The sequence below is a fragment of the Chitinimonas viridis genome (genome assembly GCF_030409555.1).
Classification (GTDB): Bacteria; Pseudomonadota; Gammaproteobacteria; order Burkholderiales; family Chitinimonadaceae; genus Chitinimonas; species Chitinimonas viridis.
Genome location: NZ_JAUFPU010000004.1, coordinates 50,072 through 65,244 on the forward strand (window position 1 = coordinate 50,072; position 15,173 = coordinate 65,244).

Below are 15,173 nucleotides of genomic sequence, written 5' to 3' on the forward strand. Positions count from 1 at the left end.
GTCAAGTCATGAATCGGATTATTTGGAGCGCACATGAAAATCGGTGAACTAGGACAGATCGCGCAGTGCACCGTCGAAACGGTTCGCTACTACGAAAAGGAAGGGCTGCTGCCGCAACCAGAGCGCACCGCCAGCAACTTCCGTAGCTACGGCCCCCAGCATCTGGAGCGCCTGCGATTCATCCGCAATTGCCGGGCCCTCGACATGACGCATGGTGAAATTCGCACCTTGCTGGAAGTGATGGATGCGCCCGCCGCAGGATGTGGCCGAGTCAACGCCTTGCTGGATGAGCACATTGGTCATGTTGATGCACGCATCGCAGAATTGATGCAGCTGAAACAGCAGCTTGGTGAGTTACGGCACCAATGCCAGGCAGAACAGCCCGTAGCAGCCTGCGGCATATTGCAGGGACTGGTCAGCATGGAGAGTGAGGCACGGCAGGAGCGGCACACCCATTTGGGCTGAGCGTCCATTCAATCTGCCGGCGTGTTACCTCAGCATGACGCTTGAGCCGGCGGTACAGGCCGGGCCGACTGCTCGGACGTCAGCCCCAGAACCTGCTCAAGGTGGCAAAGTGTCCTGCCATGGCCACCGTCACAGTCAGCTTCCGCAGGCACACACCGTGCCTGCCGCCTTGTACCCAGAATGACTAAGCTAGGCCATACCTCTCGAAACTTGGTATGAACCTAAACCATTGAAATACTGAGGCTCATCAAGCATGAGGATGGACGGGGGATGCAATCAGGGGAGTCCGCTGATTGAGGCTGCGCAGCAGCCCAGTCAGCACTCATCAATGACTTGAGCCCATAGGGGGCTCCCAGGAATGCTGCCATGCCCAACGCCCTGCTCTATGCCATCGCCACACTGATCTGGGGGTCAACCTGGCTGGCCATCACGTTTCAATACGGCAGTGTGCCCGCCAGCGCCTCGGTGGCATATCGCTTCTTGCTAGCCGGCCTGTTGTTGCTGGGCTGGTGCAAGCTACGCGGCGAGCGCCTGCAGCTGAGTCGCACCGAAATGGCCTGGTCGGCGTTGCAGGGCGCGCTGATGTTCGGGGTCAGCTATATGCTGGTCTACGAGGCCGAAAAACACATCGCCTCAGGCTTGATGGCCGTATTGAACTCCAGCATGGTGGTCATCAATCTGGTTGGCATGAGCCTGGTGTTTGGCCGTCGGATGGATCAGAAGTCCATCCTGGGTGCGGCCTTGGGCATACTGGGTATCGCCCTGGTGTTCTGGCCGGAATTGACCGATGTCCGCACCGCCTCAGCCTGGCTGGGTGTTGCTTGTGGCCTGGGGGCAGCCTTGCTGGCCTCCCTGGGCAATCTGGTGGCCCAGCACAACCGCAATCAGCAAATACCACTACTACCGTCCATAGGCTACGGCATGCTGGTGGGTGGCGGCATCGCACTGATCTTCACGCTCATCCATCACCAAGGCCTGGTATTCGATACCCGCCCCAGCTACCTTGCGTCCCTGCTCTATCTGTCTATCTTCGGCTCGGTCCTGGCGTTTGCCGCCTATCTCACGCTGCTGGGGCGCATAGGTGCCGCCAAGTCCGGCTATATCGCCGTTGCCGTCCCCATCGTAGCCTTACTGCTGTCTGGCTGGTTCGAGGGTTTCCAATGGCGCATCTGGACGGTAGCCGGCATAGCCTGTGCCGTTGCTGGCAATATCATCATGCTGCTGGACATCGCCCCGGTATTGCGCAAGCTGGGCCTGACCAGGCTGGCGGCAAGGCTGGTCTGAGAACGCCCCCTTCATGCCGAGAGCGTCTGGCGCAGCCGCTCATACAGGCAGATGGCCGCCGCGGCGCCGACATTGAGCGATTCCAGCCCAGCCCTCATCGGTATGGCCAGACGCAAATCGGCCAGCGCCAGCACCTCACGACTGACGCCCTGCCCTTCGCTGCCCATCACAAGCACGAGATCGCCCCGCAAATCGGCCTGGTAGAGGGAGATGCTGCCATCCAGCACAGTCACTGCCTTGCGTCCGGCAAAGTTGGCCAACAAAACAGGCAAGTCTGCCCGCTCCACCACAGGCAGCAGAAAATGCGCCCCCATGCCGGCACGCAGTACCTTGGGCGACCAGACATCAGCGCAACTGGGGCTCAGCCATACCTGTGCTACGCCAGCTGCTGCAGCAGTGCGCAGCATGGCACCCACATTGCCAGGATCCTGCACACCGTCCAATGCCAGTACCAGGCCACGCTGCAACGGTGCGGGTGCTGGCGGCGGCGCCCACAGCGCCAGTACGCCGGATGCCGACTCCAGCTCGGTCAATTCGGCAAAAAGGGCATCGGCCACCACCGAGACCGGCCCTTCGAAGCGTGCCGCCAGCGCAGCCACCTCGGCGCGCTGGGGTGCACTCTGTGATAGCAGCAGGCGTTCCGGTGCCTGCCCCGCATCAAGGGCCGCAGCAAGCAGATGGGGCCCATCCAGCAAGGTCTGACCGGTTTTCAAGCGCTCCCGCCGATTTTCCATCAGCTTGATGCAGGCCTTGATCAAGGGGTTCTGGCGAGACTGTATGACATCCATAAGGGGCGATCACAAAAGCAAACCAGGCCGGCAAAGCGGCCTGGTGGATAATTAGACAAGATGGTAGCTTACCAACGGCTATGGCCGCGGATTCAACCCAATTCCAGCCGCTTGGCCTGGCGGGTAAGGCACTGTCCCGTCATCAGGCAAACCTGCTTGAAGCCATTGTACTGCGCCTCTGTCAGCGCACCACCCTGATTGTCGGCGTAGAACAGGCCCACGGGCTTCTCCTCCACAAACAGCGACATGGCAACAAACTCCCCCTCGCCCACGGCCTGCCGCAGGCCGCGTGGCAACAAGGCGTCGTACTGCGCACGGTTGCTCGCATTCAGCCAGACGGACTGCGGCTTAAGCATCAACCGCGTAAAGATATGCGGTGCAGAGAGATCGACCTGGAAGGTCCGCAGCGGATCATTATCGGTCGCGCCCACAATGTAGCGCGTCTTCAGCAGGTTGTGCCCCGCCATCAGCAGGCCGAACATAATGCGCTTCATGCCCAGTGCCTCGGACTGCGCCCGTATGGCCAACCCCATGATCTGGTTGAAGGACGCACCACTCTGTCCCGCTTTTTGCATCTCGCGCAGGATATCGTTCAGCGAAGGCCGCGTCGGTTCCTGACTCGTAGCCCCGGGGCTGGCCTTGGCCTGCGGCTTGGGCCACTCACCCGGCAACATCACCAGCCAGCGAGCGGGCGCGAATATCTGGGCGTAAGGCCAGTCCTTGTGGGCAAAGTGCAGCATGGCCTTGCACACCAGTTCCCAGGCCTCCGGCTGTTCCACACCCAGGGTGTGGGCGGCAAGGTGCAGATCGGTGTTCAGGCTCTCGTGCCACCAGCCCTGCTGCAATCGATCCGCAAGCCGCAGCGCAGCCTGTTGCAGCAAGCTGCGCTGGCTGGAAGCCGCACTGTCATCCAGCAGGGTATTGAAGACCTCGGGCAGGCGCCAGCGGGCAAACAAGGGCAAGGCCACGCTACCCAGGTCGACTAGTGGCGCCTTATCCGGCAGGCCTATCTCCAGGTAACGCAGCATGCGCGGCAGACCTGCCAGCAAAGCAGTGATGTAGATTTCATCGAGCCTGGCATCGTAGCGCAGCACCCCAAAATCGCGCGCCAACCTGGCGGCCAGGCGTGCGGCAGCAATATCGCGCAGCAAACCAAAATAGTGTGCGGGCTGCTTGGGCAGCAGCAGCGACTCCACGCTGGGCAAGCGGGCAAACTGGCCGACAAAGGCATCCACCCCCATCAGCAGCACGACACTCTCGATGGAAACGATATCGGCGGCCAAGCTGCCGCGCTCGCGCTGGTTGATCAGCCGCAGGGCATGGGCGGTGAGCAAAGGATCGCGCAATACCAGATCGACGATCTCATCGGTACGCACGGTCTCTACCCGTGCATTCAACCCCGCCAGGGCCGCCTTGGTAGACTGCAGTATGGGTAGCGGCCGGCGCGCCCAAAAGGCCAGCCAGGCTTCATTCCTGTCATCGTGCTTGGTCGCTGCTGCCGCTTTGTCGGCAATCAGGGCATTCGCCATAAATGTAGCCTTGCGCCCTTCCAGTCGTTGACTTCGATAATACGATCCGCCGTCACATCGGGCACGGCAAAGGTATTGCTGATCAGTAAACTGCCACTGGCCATTTCCTGCCTGGCCTTTTGCCAAACCGCCGGCATGGCAGCGGGTGAAAGAAAGGCATACACCACGTCAAAATCCTGCAGCGACACGGCCATCATATCGCCGCGCAACCAGGCAATCGGGCGGCCGGTCAGGCGCAAGCGGCACCAGCCCAGCAACCACGGCAACCATGCATGCTCCACCCCCGTCAGCTGCAGATCGCTACGCCGCCCTAGCGCCGCCAGCACCGTACCGGTGCCTGCGCCGATATCGAGCACGCTGGCGCCCTTGGGCAGCAGGGGCTCAAGGGCGGCCAGTGTTGCCTGGTTGCTCAGGTATAGCGGCACCCGGCTACGATCTATCCGGCCAAACAAAAGCCAAGCCAGCGTAAATGCCAACAGGTATATCCAGGGCGGTAGATCCAGCCAGAGACCCAGCACGATGGCGGGTGCAAACAAGGCATGTATCAGCAACCACCAGCGCGGTTGGCCCAGCTTGTGTGCAGCCAGGACTGCCAACCCCACCTGCACTGGCAAGCAGTAGCCAACAGCCAACCAGCCCAACCACACCAAGGACAGACTCACAAGGCTGGCGCCAGCCTGTACCAACAAACCTAGCCAGGCCGGCGTCACGGCGTCGCCGGTACAGCAGCGGGTTCGGTCGCGGCTGCAGCACCTGCCTGGATGGCACTTGCCGGGTCGCTCACGGCTTCTGCATCACCCGCCGCCTTGCCCGCCAGCTTCATGATGTTTTCTTCGGCTTCCTTGTTCAACACGATGATGCTGATACGGCGATTCACCGGATTCGCCGGATTGGCCACATCAAAAGGCACCGAATCGGCCAGACCTACCACACGCAATATCTTGGTTGAGGCCATGCCACCGGTCAGCAATTGCCGCCGGGAGGCATTGGCCCTATCGGCCGACAATTCCCAATTGCTGTAGCTGTTATCACCAGTAGAGAAACCTGCCGCATCGGTATGACCGGAAAGTGAAAGGCGGTTGGGTACCTCGTTCAGGATGGTGGCGATCTCCTTGAGTATCTCGCCGGCATAGCCTTCCATCTGGGCACTACCGCTTTTGAACATAGGGCGATTCTGCTGATCGATGATCTGCACCCGCAAGCCTTCGGGCGTGATATCGAGCAGGATCTGATCCTTGTACTGGGCCAGCTTGCCGTCTATGGCCTGCTTGATCTTCTCTTTCAGCTCATCCAGACGCTTCTTTTCCTTGCCGCCGTCACCACGGCGCTGCTCGCCGGCCTTCTTGGAAAGGTCCATGCCGCCACCCTGCAGCACGCTTTGCGATTCGCCCGCACCGGAACCACCGCTCAGGGCGACCTTGAGCGGGTTTTGGAAGTACTCGGCAATGCCGCGCAAATCACCCTTGGTGGAGGAGCCCAGCAGCCACATCAACAGGAAGAAGGCCATCATGGCCGTCACAAAGTCGGCGTAGGCGATCTTCCATGCCCCACCGTGGTGGCCATGGCCGCCTTTCTTGATCTTCTTGACGACTATGGGCCGTTGCGAATCGTCGCTCATCGTCTCTCTCCGCTATAAACGCTGACGATCAGCCTTTTTTGTTCTTCACGAATTCTTCAAGTTCCAGGAAAGAAGGACGGATGCGACCTTCCATGGCCTTGCGGCCAAATTCCACAGCGACCTGCGGCGCATAGCCATTCAAGCTGGCCAGCAATGTCACCTTGATGGTCTGGAACACCCGCGTGCTATCGGCCGCCTTGCCATCCAATATCCAGGCCAGGGGATTGATGAAACCGTAGGCCAGCAGGATACCCATGAAAGTACCCACCAGCGCCGCGCCAATCAGCTTGCCCAGCTCGGTCGGCGGCAGGTGCAACGAACCCATGGTATGCACCACGCCCATCACGGCAGCCACAATACCGAATGCAGGCAGGCCATCACCCAGCTTCTGGAAGAAACCCACCGGAATTTCTGCCTCATGGTGGTGGGTTTCGATTTCCACATCCATCAGGTTCTCGATTTCGAAGGCATTGAGATTGCCACCCACCATCAGACGCAGGTAGTCGCAGATGAATTCGACGACATGGTGGTCCTTGGCAATGCTGGCGTACTTGGCAAACATGGGGCTGGCGTCGGGGTTCTCAACATCGCCTTCTATCGACATCAGGCCCTCTTTGCGCACCTTGGAGAGGATTTCATACATCAGCGCAAACAGGTCCATATAAAAGGCCTTGCCATAAGGCGAGCCTTTGAACAGCAAGGGAATGGAGCCGAAGATGACTTTAAGGTTGGGGCCATAGGCCACCAGCATGGCGCCCAGCCCGCCACCGAAGATGATGACGATTTCAGACGGCTGCCACAGCACCGCCAGGTGGCCGCCATGAGCGGCATAGGCGCCAAAAATACAGACGCACATGAAAACGTAGCCAATGACGACAAACATCGGATCCTGCTCCCATCAGCTCTTGAGGCCGGTTGGCGCGCCAGCGAGCGACGCAACGGTTGGATATTAGTTGTCGTACAGGGGTTATGACAAACCCAAACTTGAGAATAGCTGTAACAGCAGCGCTTGGTGCTTGTTTTGACAGGGTATTGCAAACCGGCATGGCCGGCTTGTCCAACACAAAACCCAACGGTTCTGGGCTACCAAAGACTGATCTGGCGCGCCTCTACCTGGGCACGCACTGGCCCAAAGCTACGCCGGTGTGCCACACAAGGGCCCAGCTCGACCAAGGCGGCAAGGTGAGCAGGCGTGGGGTAGCCCTTGTGTACGGCAAAGCCGTAGCCGGGGTAGCTGGCATCCAGCGCAACCAATTCGGCATCCCTGGCTACCTTGGCCAGAATAGAAGCGGCGGAAATCGCCGGCTCAAGCGCATCACCGCGCACTATCGCGCGAGCAGCGCAGGGCAGGCCCGGTGGCACCCGGTTGCCATCTATCAGGGCCTCTGCCGGCACCACCTGCAGTGCCTCTACCGCACGACGCATGGCCAGCATGGTCGCCTTGAGAATATTGTGCTCATCTATCTCTGCCACCGTGGCACTGGCAATGGACCAGGCCAGGGCGCGTTGTTTGATGGCTTCAGACAATTGCTGGCGCCTGCCTGCAGTCAGTACCTTGGAGTCAGCCAGGCCCTCGATACCATGATCGTCACCCAGTATCACCGCAGCGGTGAACACCGAGCCGGCCAGCGGCCCCCTGCCCGCCTCGTCCACCCCACAAACCAGCCTCACGATCTACCCCGAAGATAGGCCACCACAGCATCGGCCGCACGCTCGGCCGCATCCTGCCGCAGCGCCTCATGTTGCTCGGTAAACAGCGCATGCAGCGACTGAGCCAGTCGGCGATCATCCACATAGTTGCCCAAGGCCTGCGCCAGGTTGGCTGGTGTTGCCTCATGCTGCAGCAACTCGGGCACGACAAAGCGGCCCGAAAGTACATTGGGCAAGCCCACATAGGGCAGCCGCATCTTCTTCTTGACCAGCTTGTAGGTGGTATCAGACAACTTATAGGTAATTACCAGCGGCTGCTTGGCCAGCATGGCTTCCAGGGTGGCGGTACCCGAGGCCACCAGGTTGGCATCCGCCGCCTGCATGGCCTCCTGGGCGTGGCCAAACATCAGCCGCAGGGGTAGATCCAGCGCCTTGTACTTGTAGCGTGCCGTATCAAACAGATCGCGGGTCTCGCGCGTTACCAACGGCACCAGGAACTGCGCCAGCGGGTAGCGTGAGTGCAGCAACCTGGCGGTCTCGATAAAGAGTTCGGCATGGAACTCCACCTCGCTGACCCGGCTACCTGGCAGCATCGAGAACACCAGCTGATTCTGTGGCAAGCCTATGGTTTCACGCACCTCGGCACGATTCACGCTCAGCGGCATTTCATCGGCCAGGGGGTGGCCCACATAGGTCGCCTTGGCACCTACCGCGTCATACAGCGCCTTCTCAAACGGGAACAGGCACAGCACCTCGCTGGTGGCCGCCTTGATCTTATGGATGCGCTCCCCTCGCCAGGCCCAGATGGAAGGGCTGACATAGTGGACGGTGGGTATGCCGCCATCCTTGAGCTTGCGTTCCAGCCCGAGATTGAAATCAGGGGCATCGATCCCGATAAAAAGATCCGGGCGCTCGGCCAGGCAAGCCGCCCGCAACTGCGAGCGTATGCCCAGCAGCTCACGCAGGTGCTTGAGCACCTCGACATAGCCGCGCACCGCCAGCTTATCCATAGGGAAAAGGCTGGTAGCGCCGGCCGATTGCATCTTGGGGCCAGCTATGCCGGCAAAGCGCACATTGGGCATGCGCCGCCGCACCGCCTCTATCAGGCTGGCACCCAGCAGGTCGCCAGAGGCCTCACCAGCAACAATGGCAATACGCGGGCCGGAATGGCCATCGAACAAGGACTGCATGGGCAATGATATACCGATGAATGAAACAGCTTAGCGAATCAGACCACGCGTCGCCGTCGGAAAGAAATCCACAAAGGCCTGCAACTCGGGCCGCGCCGATGCACGCGCCACGATCTCGGCACAGGCTTCCTCCAGGCTCAAGCCCTGGCGATACAACAGCTTGTAGGCCCGCTTGATCTCGGTGATCTGCTCAGCGGTATAACCGCGCCGGCGCAAGCCTTCGCTGTTGATGCCCGCCGGCGCCGCACGGTTGCCAGCCGCCGTGACATAGGGTGGCACATCCTGCGTCACCGCTGCCGTGAACGCCGTCATGGCATGCGTGCCGATCTTGCAGAACTGATGGATGGTGGTGAAACCGCCCAGGAACACCCAATCACCCAGATGCACATGGCCCGCCAGCGTGGCGTTGTTGGCCAGTATGGTATGGCTACCGATGCGGCAATCATGCGCGATATGCACATAAGCCATGATCCAGTTGTCGTCACCCAGACTGGTCAGGCCTTCATCCTGGCTGGTGCCGGTGGAGATGGTGACGAAATGGTAAACGCTATTGCCATCGCCCATAACCAGCTTGGTCGGTTCGCCCTGGTATTTCTTGTCCTGCGGGGCGCAGCCTATCTGGGCCGATCCATGGAAAACATTGTTGCGGCCTATGGTGGTGTGGCCATCGATCACGCAATGGGGCCCTACCCGGCTACCCGCAGCAATGCTGACATGCTCGCCCACCACACTGAAGGGGCCGATCTCGACATCGTCAGCCAGTTGAGCGCCTGGATGGACTACGGCGTTCGGATGGATACGGGCCATGCCTGCCTCACGCGGCCGCAGGGGCAGTTGTGGCCGGCTTGGTGGCCACCTGGGCGCACAACAGGTCTGCCTCCGCCACCATATTGCCCGCTACGCGGGCCACGGCCTTGTACTTCCAGATATTACGCATGCGCCGCTCTATCTTGACCTCGATCAGCATCTGATCACCCGGCATGACCTGCGACTTGAAGCGGACATTATCGATGCCGGCAAACATGTAGAGGTAACCATCCTTGGGCTTGTCGCCAGTGGTGCGGAAGCTCAGCACACCAGCGGCCTGGGCCATCGCTTCTACTATCAGCACGCCGGGCATGACCGGGTACTTGGGGAAATGGCCGACGAAGAAAGGCTCGTTGTAGGACACATTCTTCAATGCGACGATGCGCTCGCCAGGCACCAGCTCGGTCACCCGGTCTATCAGCAGAAAAGGAAAGCGATGTGGCAGATGGTCCAGTATGCCCTGGATATCCATGCTTTCGATGGTCTCGGTTCCGGTCTCGGCTCCGGCTTCGATTTGCGCTTGGGTCATGACGTTGATTCTCCCGTGTTGGCATCATTGCGGCCAACTTTACGTTCAAGTTCTTTCAATCTCTTTGCCATGGCATCCAGCCTGCGCAGGTGTGATGCATTGGCCAACCAGTCTTCGTGCGATTGCACCGGGTACTGCCCTACATAAGTACCCGCCTTCAATATCGACTTGCCTATCAAGGTACCTGCCATGATGTTGACCCGGTCGGCAATCTCCAGATGCCCCAGAATCATGGCGCTGCCGCCAAAGGTGCAATAGGCGCCTATACGGGTACTGCCCGCCACGCCCACGCAACCGGCCATGGCAGTGTGCCGACCTATATGCACGTTGTGGGCTATCTGTATCTGGTTATCGAGCCTGACGCCATCCTCGATCACCGTATCGCCCAGCGCCCCCCGGTCTATGGTGGTGGAAGAGCCGATCTCCACGTCGTTGCCTATGCGTACCCGGCCTATCTGCGGAATCTTGTACCAGCCTTCGCCTGTCCAGGCGTTGCCAAAACCATCGGAGCCGATCACCGCATTGGCATGCACCACCACCCGCTGCCCCAGCAGGCAATCGTGGTAGATCACCACATTGGGGTAGAGCCGGCTGTCATCACCAATCTCTACACCCTCACCCACCCGGCAACCAGCCTCAATCACCACATTAGCGCCCAAGATGGCACCCTGCCCCACGCTGGCATGCGGGCCTATGCTCACACCGGGCGCAAGGAGGGCATCGGGTGCCACCCAGGCGGTGGGATGCACACCCGCGGCAGGCATGCGCGGCGGGTTGAGCAGCGCGGAAACCTGCGCGAAATACAGATAGGGATTGGCAGCCACGATACGCGGCAGCAGAGTCAGATCGCGACTTTGCTGCCCCAGCACGACGGCTGCAGCCTGGGTGTCATCCAGTTGCTTGCGATACTTGGGGTTCGCCAGAAAAGCCAGTTCGTCGGGCTTGGCAGCCTCAAGCGTTGCCACCTGGCGTATTTCTGCATCATCACCGACCAGTTCGCCGCCCAGCCGGGCGACGATATCGGACAGCCTCAGCACCGATCAGGCCTTACTTGTCAGACAAGGATTTGAGGACCTTGTCGGTGATATCCAGCTTGGGGTTCACGTACACCGCCTCCTGCAGGATGGCGTCGTACTTCTCTTGCGCTGCGATCTGCTGGATGGTGTTGTAGACGCGTTCCTGAATGCCCGACAACTCCTCGTTACGGCGGGCATTCAGATCCTCTCGGAACTCGCGCTGGATACGCGCCAGATCCTGATTCAGCTTCACCAGTTCGCGCTCCTTGTTACGGCGCTCGGTCTCCGGCATGGTCAGGCCGCCTTTGTCCAGCTCCACCTGGCGGCCCCGTACCTGCTCGGTCAGCTTCTTGATGTCGGCATCACGACCTGCAAATTCCTTCTCTATCTTCTTGACGGCTTTCACCGCCGGCCCGGACTCACGCATGATGCGATCCAGGTTGACGAAGCCGACTTTGATGTCCTGCGCAATGGCAGGCGTCATCAGACCGGCGGCAAGAATCAGGCTGAACAGGCGTTTCACGATTACGTCCTTTTGAACTGGCTGCCAGGCAACAGCATGCATCAGAAAATCTGGCCAAGCGAGAACTGGAAGCGCTCCAGTTTATCCCCATCCTTGGCATTCAGGGGCTTGGCATAGCTGAACTTCATCGGCCCCACGGGTGCAAGCCAGCTGAAGGCCACACCAGCCGAGAAGCGCATGTCACCCAGCTTGAGCTTCTGATCCTCACCCCACACGTTACCGCCGTCTATGAAAGCCGACAAGCGCGTCGATTTGTCGGTCTTCATGCCCGGCACCGGTAACAGCAGTTCCAGGTTCGTGATCAGGCGACGATTACCGCCGGTTGCCTCATCCGTGGTTACGGTGCTGGTGCCGCTGGTGATGGTGTTACGCGGGCCCAGGCTGGAGCTTTCATAGCCACGCACCGAGTTCACGCCACCGGCAAAGAAGTTGGAATAGAACGGCAGTTTCTGACCACCATAACCGCCACCCATGCCTGCCTCAGTGTTCCACAGCAAGGTAAAGGTCTTGCTCAAGGGGAAGAACCACTGCTGCTGGGCGGTCACCTTGTAATACTTGACGTCGCCACCTGGCAAGCCAGACTCGGCATTGATGGAGAGCAGCTTGCCACGAGTCGGGAACAGGGCGCTGTCGCGGGTATCGCGTGCCCAGCCTGCCGAACCCAGTATCGTGATATTGGTCTCGCCGTACTTGTTGACGAAACGCTTGTACTCTTCCGGGCTGTTCTCGAACAAGGTCAGCTTGGAGCGTTCTGCCGACAGGCCCAGGTTGACGCCGTCGTACTCACTGACCGGCACGGACCAGCGCAGACCGCCGCCTACGGTGTCGTTGAGGTAGCTGCCCACCGACAGGTTATCTGGCTCATAGCGACGCTTGTACAAGTCAAAACCACGCGATACGCCATCGGGTGTGGCATAGGGGTTGGTGAATGACACCGCGTAGACCTTGTTGCTGGAACTGGTATTCACTTCCAGCTTCAGGTACTTGCCGCTACCGAAGATATTGGCCTGGGCGATGGAGCCCGACAGCACCAGACCATCTGATTGCGAATAACCGGCACCCACCTGGATATTACCGGTCTGCTTCTCCGTCACCGTCACATTGACGTCCACCTGGTCGGTACTGTCCGCGACCAGAGGGGTATCCACCGTGACTTCATTGAAGTAACCCAGCAGATCCAGACGCTCCTTCGAGCGCTTGATCTTCCAGCCAGCGTAGGGAGCGGCTTCCAGTTGGCGCATCTCACGGCGTATCACTTCGTCGCGGGTACGGGTGTTGCCGCTGATATTGACGCGGCGCACATAGGTCTTGCGGCCAGGATCAACATAGAAGGTGAACGCCGCTTCGAATTTCTGCTTGTTGACCTCAGGCACCGCATTGACGTTGGCGAAGGCGTAGCCCTCGTCCGCCAAGCGCTCGGAGATGATGGTGGTGGCAGCATTGATCTTGGCGCGGGAGAACACCTCACCAGCCTCGATGCCGATCAACCGGCGCAGCTCAGCCTCGGGCACAATCAGCTCACCGGCGAACTTGACGTCGCTGATCTTGAACTGCTCGCCCTCGGTCAGATTGACGGTGAGGAAGATATCCTTCTTGTCGTCGGACAAGGCCACCTGCTGGGAATCGATATTGAATTCCAGATAGCCATTATCAAGGTAGTAGGAACGTAGCGCCTCGATATCGGCCTGCAGCTTGGGCTTGGAATACTGGTCGCTCTTGGAGAACCAGCTGAACCAACCACCCGTATCCAGCTGGAAGTAATCCTTGAGATCACCTTCGCTGAATTTCTGGTTACCCACCAGGTTGATCTGCTTGATGGTGGCAACCAAACCCTCGGAGATATCGAAGGAAATCCCCACGCGGTTACGCTCAAGCCGCGTCACCGTGGTCTTGATCTGTACCGAGTACTTGCCACGGCTGTAGTACTGTTTCTTCAGTTCCTGCTCAGCGGAGCCCAGCAAAGCCTGGTCGAATGTCCGGCTCTCCGCCAGGCCATTGTCGCGCAAGGCCTTGAGCAGTTGATCCGATTCGAACTCTTTGGCGCCTTCGATCAGGATATTGGCAATGATGGGGCGCTCGTCCACGGCCACCACCAGCACATCCTTGTCGACCTCCAGCCTGACATCGCTGTAGAAACCAGTGGCGAACAGCGCCTTGACGGCGGCTGCGGCCTTGTCATTGTCTACACGGTCACCCACCTTGACAGGCAGGTAGTTGAATACTGTGCCAGCTTCCGTGCGCTGGATGCCCTCTACACGGATTTCCTTGATGACAAAAGGCTCGAAAGCCTGAGCGGGTACAGATAGGCCGAATACGGCGAGTAGAGCGAGCGAGATCGAGGTCGGTTTCATAAACGAATCCGGCGGCGCAAGCGTGACACCGTCGATGGGATGGAGTTTGGGTGGCTAGCCACCCACCAGGCGCGTAATGTCATTGAACAGGGCAACGACCATCAACGCGGCGAGAAGTCCGACGCCCACGCGTTGACCAAGTTCCATCACGCGTTCCGACACGGGTCGGCCCCGCAAAAGTTCGGCGGAATAATACATCAAATGCCCGCCATCCAGCACCGGCACGGGCAGCAGGTTAAGCACCCCCAGGCTGATGCTGATCAGGCAGAGAAATTCCAGGTAGGCACGCAGGCCTATCTTGGCACTTTGGCCGGCATAATCGGCTATCGCCACCGGGCCGGACAATTGCTTGACTGATACATTGCCCTGCAACATGCGCCACATCATGCGCAAAGACAAGGCCGAAGTCGCCCAGGTCTGCTTCAGGGCCCGGCCGGCAGCCTCCACAGGGCCATATCGTTTCTGCTGCTGCAGACTCTGCAGCGCAGCGATATCCATCCCCACTCCAGCGCCGATACGCCCTATGGTGCGGCCATTTTCCACGATGGCCTGGGGGGTCACTAGCAATTGCCTGACTTGCCCGCCACGCAACACCTCCAGACGTGTAGGCAGGCCAGCCCTGGCCTGTATGGCAGCGACAAATGCACCAGGGCCGGCAATAGGCTTGCCTTCAACCTGCAGCAATTGATCGTCGCCCTGCAATCCGGCCAATGCAGCGGCACTACCCGCCCGCACCTCGCCCACCCGCAGCACACCCAGCAACATGCCGATATGCTGGGTCAAACGGCCGTCGACCGCTTCATTGCCAAGGCGCGAAAGATCCAGCACCAAGGTCTGCCGCTCGCCCCGGCGGTCAACCTCCAGCGCAACCTGTGCCCTGGCTGCAGCCCGGTCTATCAAGGCAAGCTGCACTTCGGCCCAACTACCCAGCTGTTCGCCGTCAATAACCTGTATCGTGTCGCCAGCCTGCAAACCTGCGGTGGCCGCCACACTGCCGGGCACAACCGTACCCAGCCGGGGCAGCGTGATATCCACCCCGGTCATGAAAATGCCCCAATAGACCAGGATGGCAAGCAGGAAATTGGCCAATGGCCCTGCCACCACGATGGCCATACGACGCAAAGGTGTTTGCTGGTTGAAGGCGCGATGCAACTCGTGGTCAGCTACCGGGGCTTCACGCTCATCCAGCATCTTGACGTAGCCACCCAGAGGTATGGCCGCCAATTGCCATTGGGTCTCTCCACGCTGCCAGGTCAGCAGGGGCTTGCCAAAGCCTATGGAGAAGGTCAGGACCTTGACGCCACAACGCTTGGCCACCCAATAGTGGCCATACTCATGGATGGAAACCAGCACCCCGATGGCGAGGGCGAAGGCAGCAAGGGTGATCAACAGCGACATGGGGCAGACTTCTTCAACGTAGGCA

The 15,173-nt window shown here is 59.8% G+C and carries 15 protein-coding genes; 2 read left to right on the top strand and 13 right to left on the bottom strand.

The genetic code is table 11. The features are described 5' to 3' along the window. Positions 1 to 33: 33 nt before the first annotated feature. Both cadR and QWZ03_RS04305 read left to right on the top strand, forming a co-directional pair. Entirely contained in the window at positions 34 to 465 is a 432-nt protein-coding gene (gene cadR / locus QWZ03_RS04300) for a Cd(II)/Pb(II)-responsive transcriptional regulator (RefSeq protein WP_290331615.1), read from the top strand. Positions 466 to 831: 366 nt separating this feature from the next. Next, positions 832 to 1,749, top strand: coding sequence for a DMT family transporter (locus QWZ03_RS04305; RefSeq protein ID WP_290331616.1), 918 nt, complete (start codon positions 832 to 834; stop codon positions 1,747 to 1,749). Positions 1,750 to 1,760: 11 nt separating this feature from the next. Here the strand turns inward: QWZ03_RS04305 and QWZ03_RS04310 are convergent, their stop codons facing one another. The 13 genes from QWZ03_RS04310 to rseP all read right to left on the bottom strand — a co-directional run bounded on the left by QWZ03_RS04310 (position 1,761) and on the right by rseP (position 15,148). Next, positions 1,761 to 2,537 carry a TrmH family RNA methyltransferase gene (locus tag QWZ03_RS04310; RefSeq protein ID WP_290331617.1) on the bottom strand — a complete coding sequence of 259 codons (777 nt, stop codon included), beginning with the start codon at positions 2,535 to 2,537 and terminating at the stop codon, positions 1,761 to 1,763. 92 nt (positions 2,538 to 2,629) lie between these two features. Beyond that, the gene (locus QWZ03_RS04315) at positions 2,630 to 4,066 is read right to left on the bottom strand and encodes a hypothetical protein (RefSeq protein WP_290331618.1); all 1,437 of its coding nucleotides are present in this window, start codon (positions 4,064 to 4,066) and stop codon (positions 2,630 to 2,632) included. Beyond that, the gene (locus tag QWZ03_RS04320; RefSeq protein ID WP_290331619.1) at positions 4,051 to 4,728 is read right to left on the bottom strand and encodes a class I SAM-dependent methyltransferase; all 678 of its coding nucleotides are present in this window, start codon (positions 4,726 to 4,728) and stop codon (positions 4,051 to 4,053) included. Before QWZ03_RS04320 ends, QWZ03_RS04315 begins: the two co-directional genes overlap by 16 nt. Before the next feature lie 44 nt (positions 4,729 to 4,772). After that, the gene (motB, locus tag QWZ03_RS04325) at positions 4,773 to 5,684 is read right to left on the bottom strand and encodes a flagellar motor protein MotB (protein ID WP_290331620.1); all 912 of its coding nucleotides are present in this window, start codon (positions 5,682 to 5,684) and stop codon (positions 4,773 to 4,775) included. Between the two features lie 28 nt (positions 5,685 to 5,712). Next, positions 5,713 to 6,567 (bottom strand): flagellar motor stator protein MotA, encoded by an 855-nt coding sequence (gene motA / locus QWZ03_RS04330; RefSeq protein ID WP_284197360.1) that lies wholly within the window; start codon positions 6,565 to 6,567, stop codon positions 5,713 to 5,715. Between the two features lie 200 nt (positions 6,568 to 6,767). After that, positions 6,768 to 7,349 (bottom strand): ribonuclease HII, encoded by a 582-nt coding sequence (rnhB, locus tag QWZ03_RS04335; RefSeq protein WP_373322370.1) that lies wholly within the window; start codon positions 7,347 to 7,349, stop codon positions 6,768 to 6,770. 2 nt (positions 7,350 to 7,351) lie between these two features. Continuing rightward, complete coding sequence (lpxB, locus tag QWZ03_RS04340) at positions 7,352 to 8,524, bottom strand: lipid-A-disaccharide synthase (RefSeq protein ID WP_290331622.1); 1,173 nt, start codon at positions 8,522 to 8,524, stop codon at positions 7,352 to 7,354. A 30-nt stretch (positions 8,525 to 8,554) separates the two neighbouring features. Continuing rightward, positions 8,555 to 9,331, bottom strand: coding sequence for an acyl-ACP--UDP-N-acetylglucosamine O-acyltransferase (lpxA, locus tag QWZ03_RS04345; RefSeq protein WP_290331623.1), 777 nt, complete (start codon positions 9,329 to 9,331; stop codon positions 8,555 to 8,557). Between the two features lie 7 nt (positions 9,332 to 9,338). Continuing rightward, the gene (gene fabZ, locus QWZ03_RS04350) at positions 9,339 to 9,860 is read right to left on the bottom strand and encodes a 3-hydroxyacyl-ACP dehydratase FabZ (RefSeq protein WP_290331625.1); all 522 of its coding nucleotides are present in this window, start codon (positions 9,858 to 9,860) and stop codon (positions 9,339 to 9,341) included. Next, complete coding sequence (gene lpxD, locus QWZ03_RS04355; protein ID WP_290331626.1) at positions 9,857 to 10,897, bottom strand: UDP-3-O-(3-hydroxymyristoyl)glucosamine N-acyltransferase; 1,041 nt, start codon at positions 10,895 to 10,897, stop codon at positions 9,857 to 9,859. The genes fabZ and lpxD overlap by 4 nt, the downstream gene beginning before the upstream one ends. Before the next feature lie 10 nt (positions 10,898 to 10,907). Continuing rightward, positions 10,908 to 11,399: an OmpH/Skp family outer membrane protein gene (locus QWZ03_RS04360; protein WP_284197365.1), complete on the bottom strand. Its 492-nt coding sequence runs from the start codon at positions 11,397 to 11,399 to the stop codon at positions 10,908 to 10,910. A 41-nt stretch (positions 11,400 to 11,440) separates the two neighbouring features. Then, positions 11,441 to 13,750, bottom strand: coding sequence for an outer membrane protein assembly factor BamA (gene bamA, locus QWZ03_RS04365; RefSeq protein ID WP_290331627.1), 2,310 nt, complete (start codon positions 13,748 to 13,750; stop codon positions 11,441 to 11,443). A gap of 54 nt (positions 13,751 to 13,804) precedes the next feature. Next, positions 13,805 to 15,148, bottom strand: a complete 1,344-nt coding sequence (gene rseP, locus QWZ03_RS04370) for an RIP metalloprotease RseP (RefSeq protein WP_290331628.1) — start codon at positions 15,146 to 15,148, stop codon at positions 13,805 to 13,807. Positions 15,149 to 15,173: the final 25 nt, after the last annotated feature.

Coding starts and splice junctions, on each gene's coding strand:
- motB (WP_290331620.1), bottom strand. CDS start 5,684: ATGAGCGACGATTCGCAACGGCCCATAGTCGTCAAGAAGATCAAGAAA.
- fabZ (WP_290331625.1), bottom strand. CDS start 9,860: ATGACCCAAGCGCAAATCGAAGCCGGAGCCGAGACCGGAACCGAGACC.
- cadR (WP_290331615.1), top strand. CDS start 34: ATGAAAATCGGTGAACTAGGACAGATCGCGCAGTGCACCGTCGAAACG.
- lpxA (WP_290331623.1), bottom strand. CDS start 9,331: ATGGCCCGTATCCATCCGAACGCCGTAGTCCATCCAGGCGCTCAACTG.
- rseP (WP_290331628.1), bottom strand. CDS start 15,148: ATGTCGCTGTTGATCACCCTTGCTGCCTTCGCCCTCGCCATCGGGGTG.
- motA (WP_284197360.1), bottom strand. CDS start 6,567: ATGTTTGTCGTCATTGGCTACGTTTTCATGTGCGTCTGTATTTTTGGC.
- lpxB (WP_290331622.1), bottom strand. CDS start 8,524: ATGCAGTCCTTGTTCGATGGCCATTCCGGCCCGCGTATTGCCATTGTT.
- QWZ03_RS04315 (WP_290331618.1), bottom strand. CDS start 4,066: ATGGCGAATGCCCTGATTGCCGACAAAGCGGCAGCAGCGACCAAGCAC.
- bamA (WP_290331627.1), bottom strand. CDS start 13,750: ATGAAACCGACCTCGATCTCGCTCGCTCTACTCGCCGTATTCGGCCTA.
- QWZ03_RS04310 (WP_290331617.1), bottom strand. CDS start 2,537: ATGGATGTCATACAGTCTCGCCAGAACCCCTTGATCAAGGCCTGCATC.
- QWZ03_RS04305 (WP_290331616.1), top strand. CDS start 832: ATGCCCAACGCCCTGCTCTATGCCATCGCCACACTGATCTGGGGGTCA.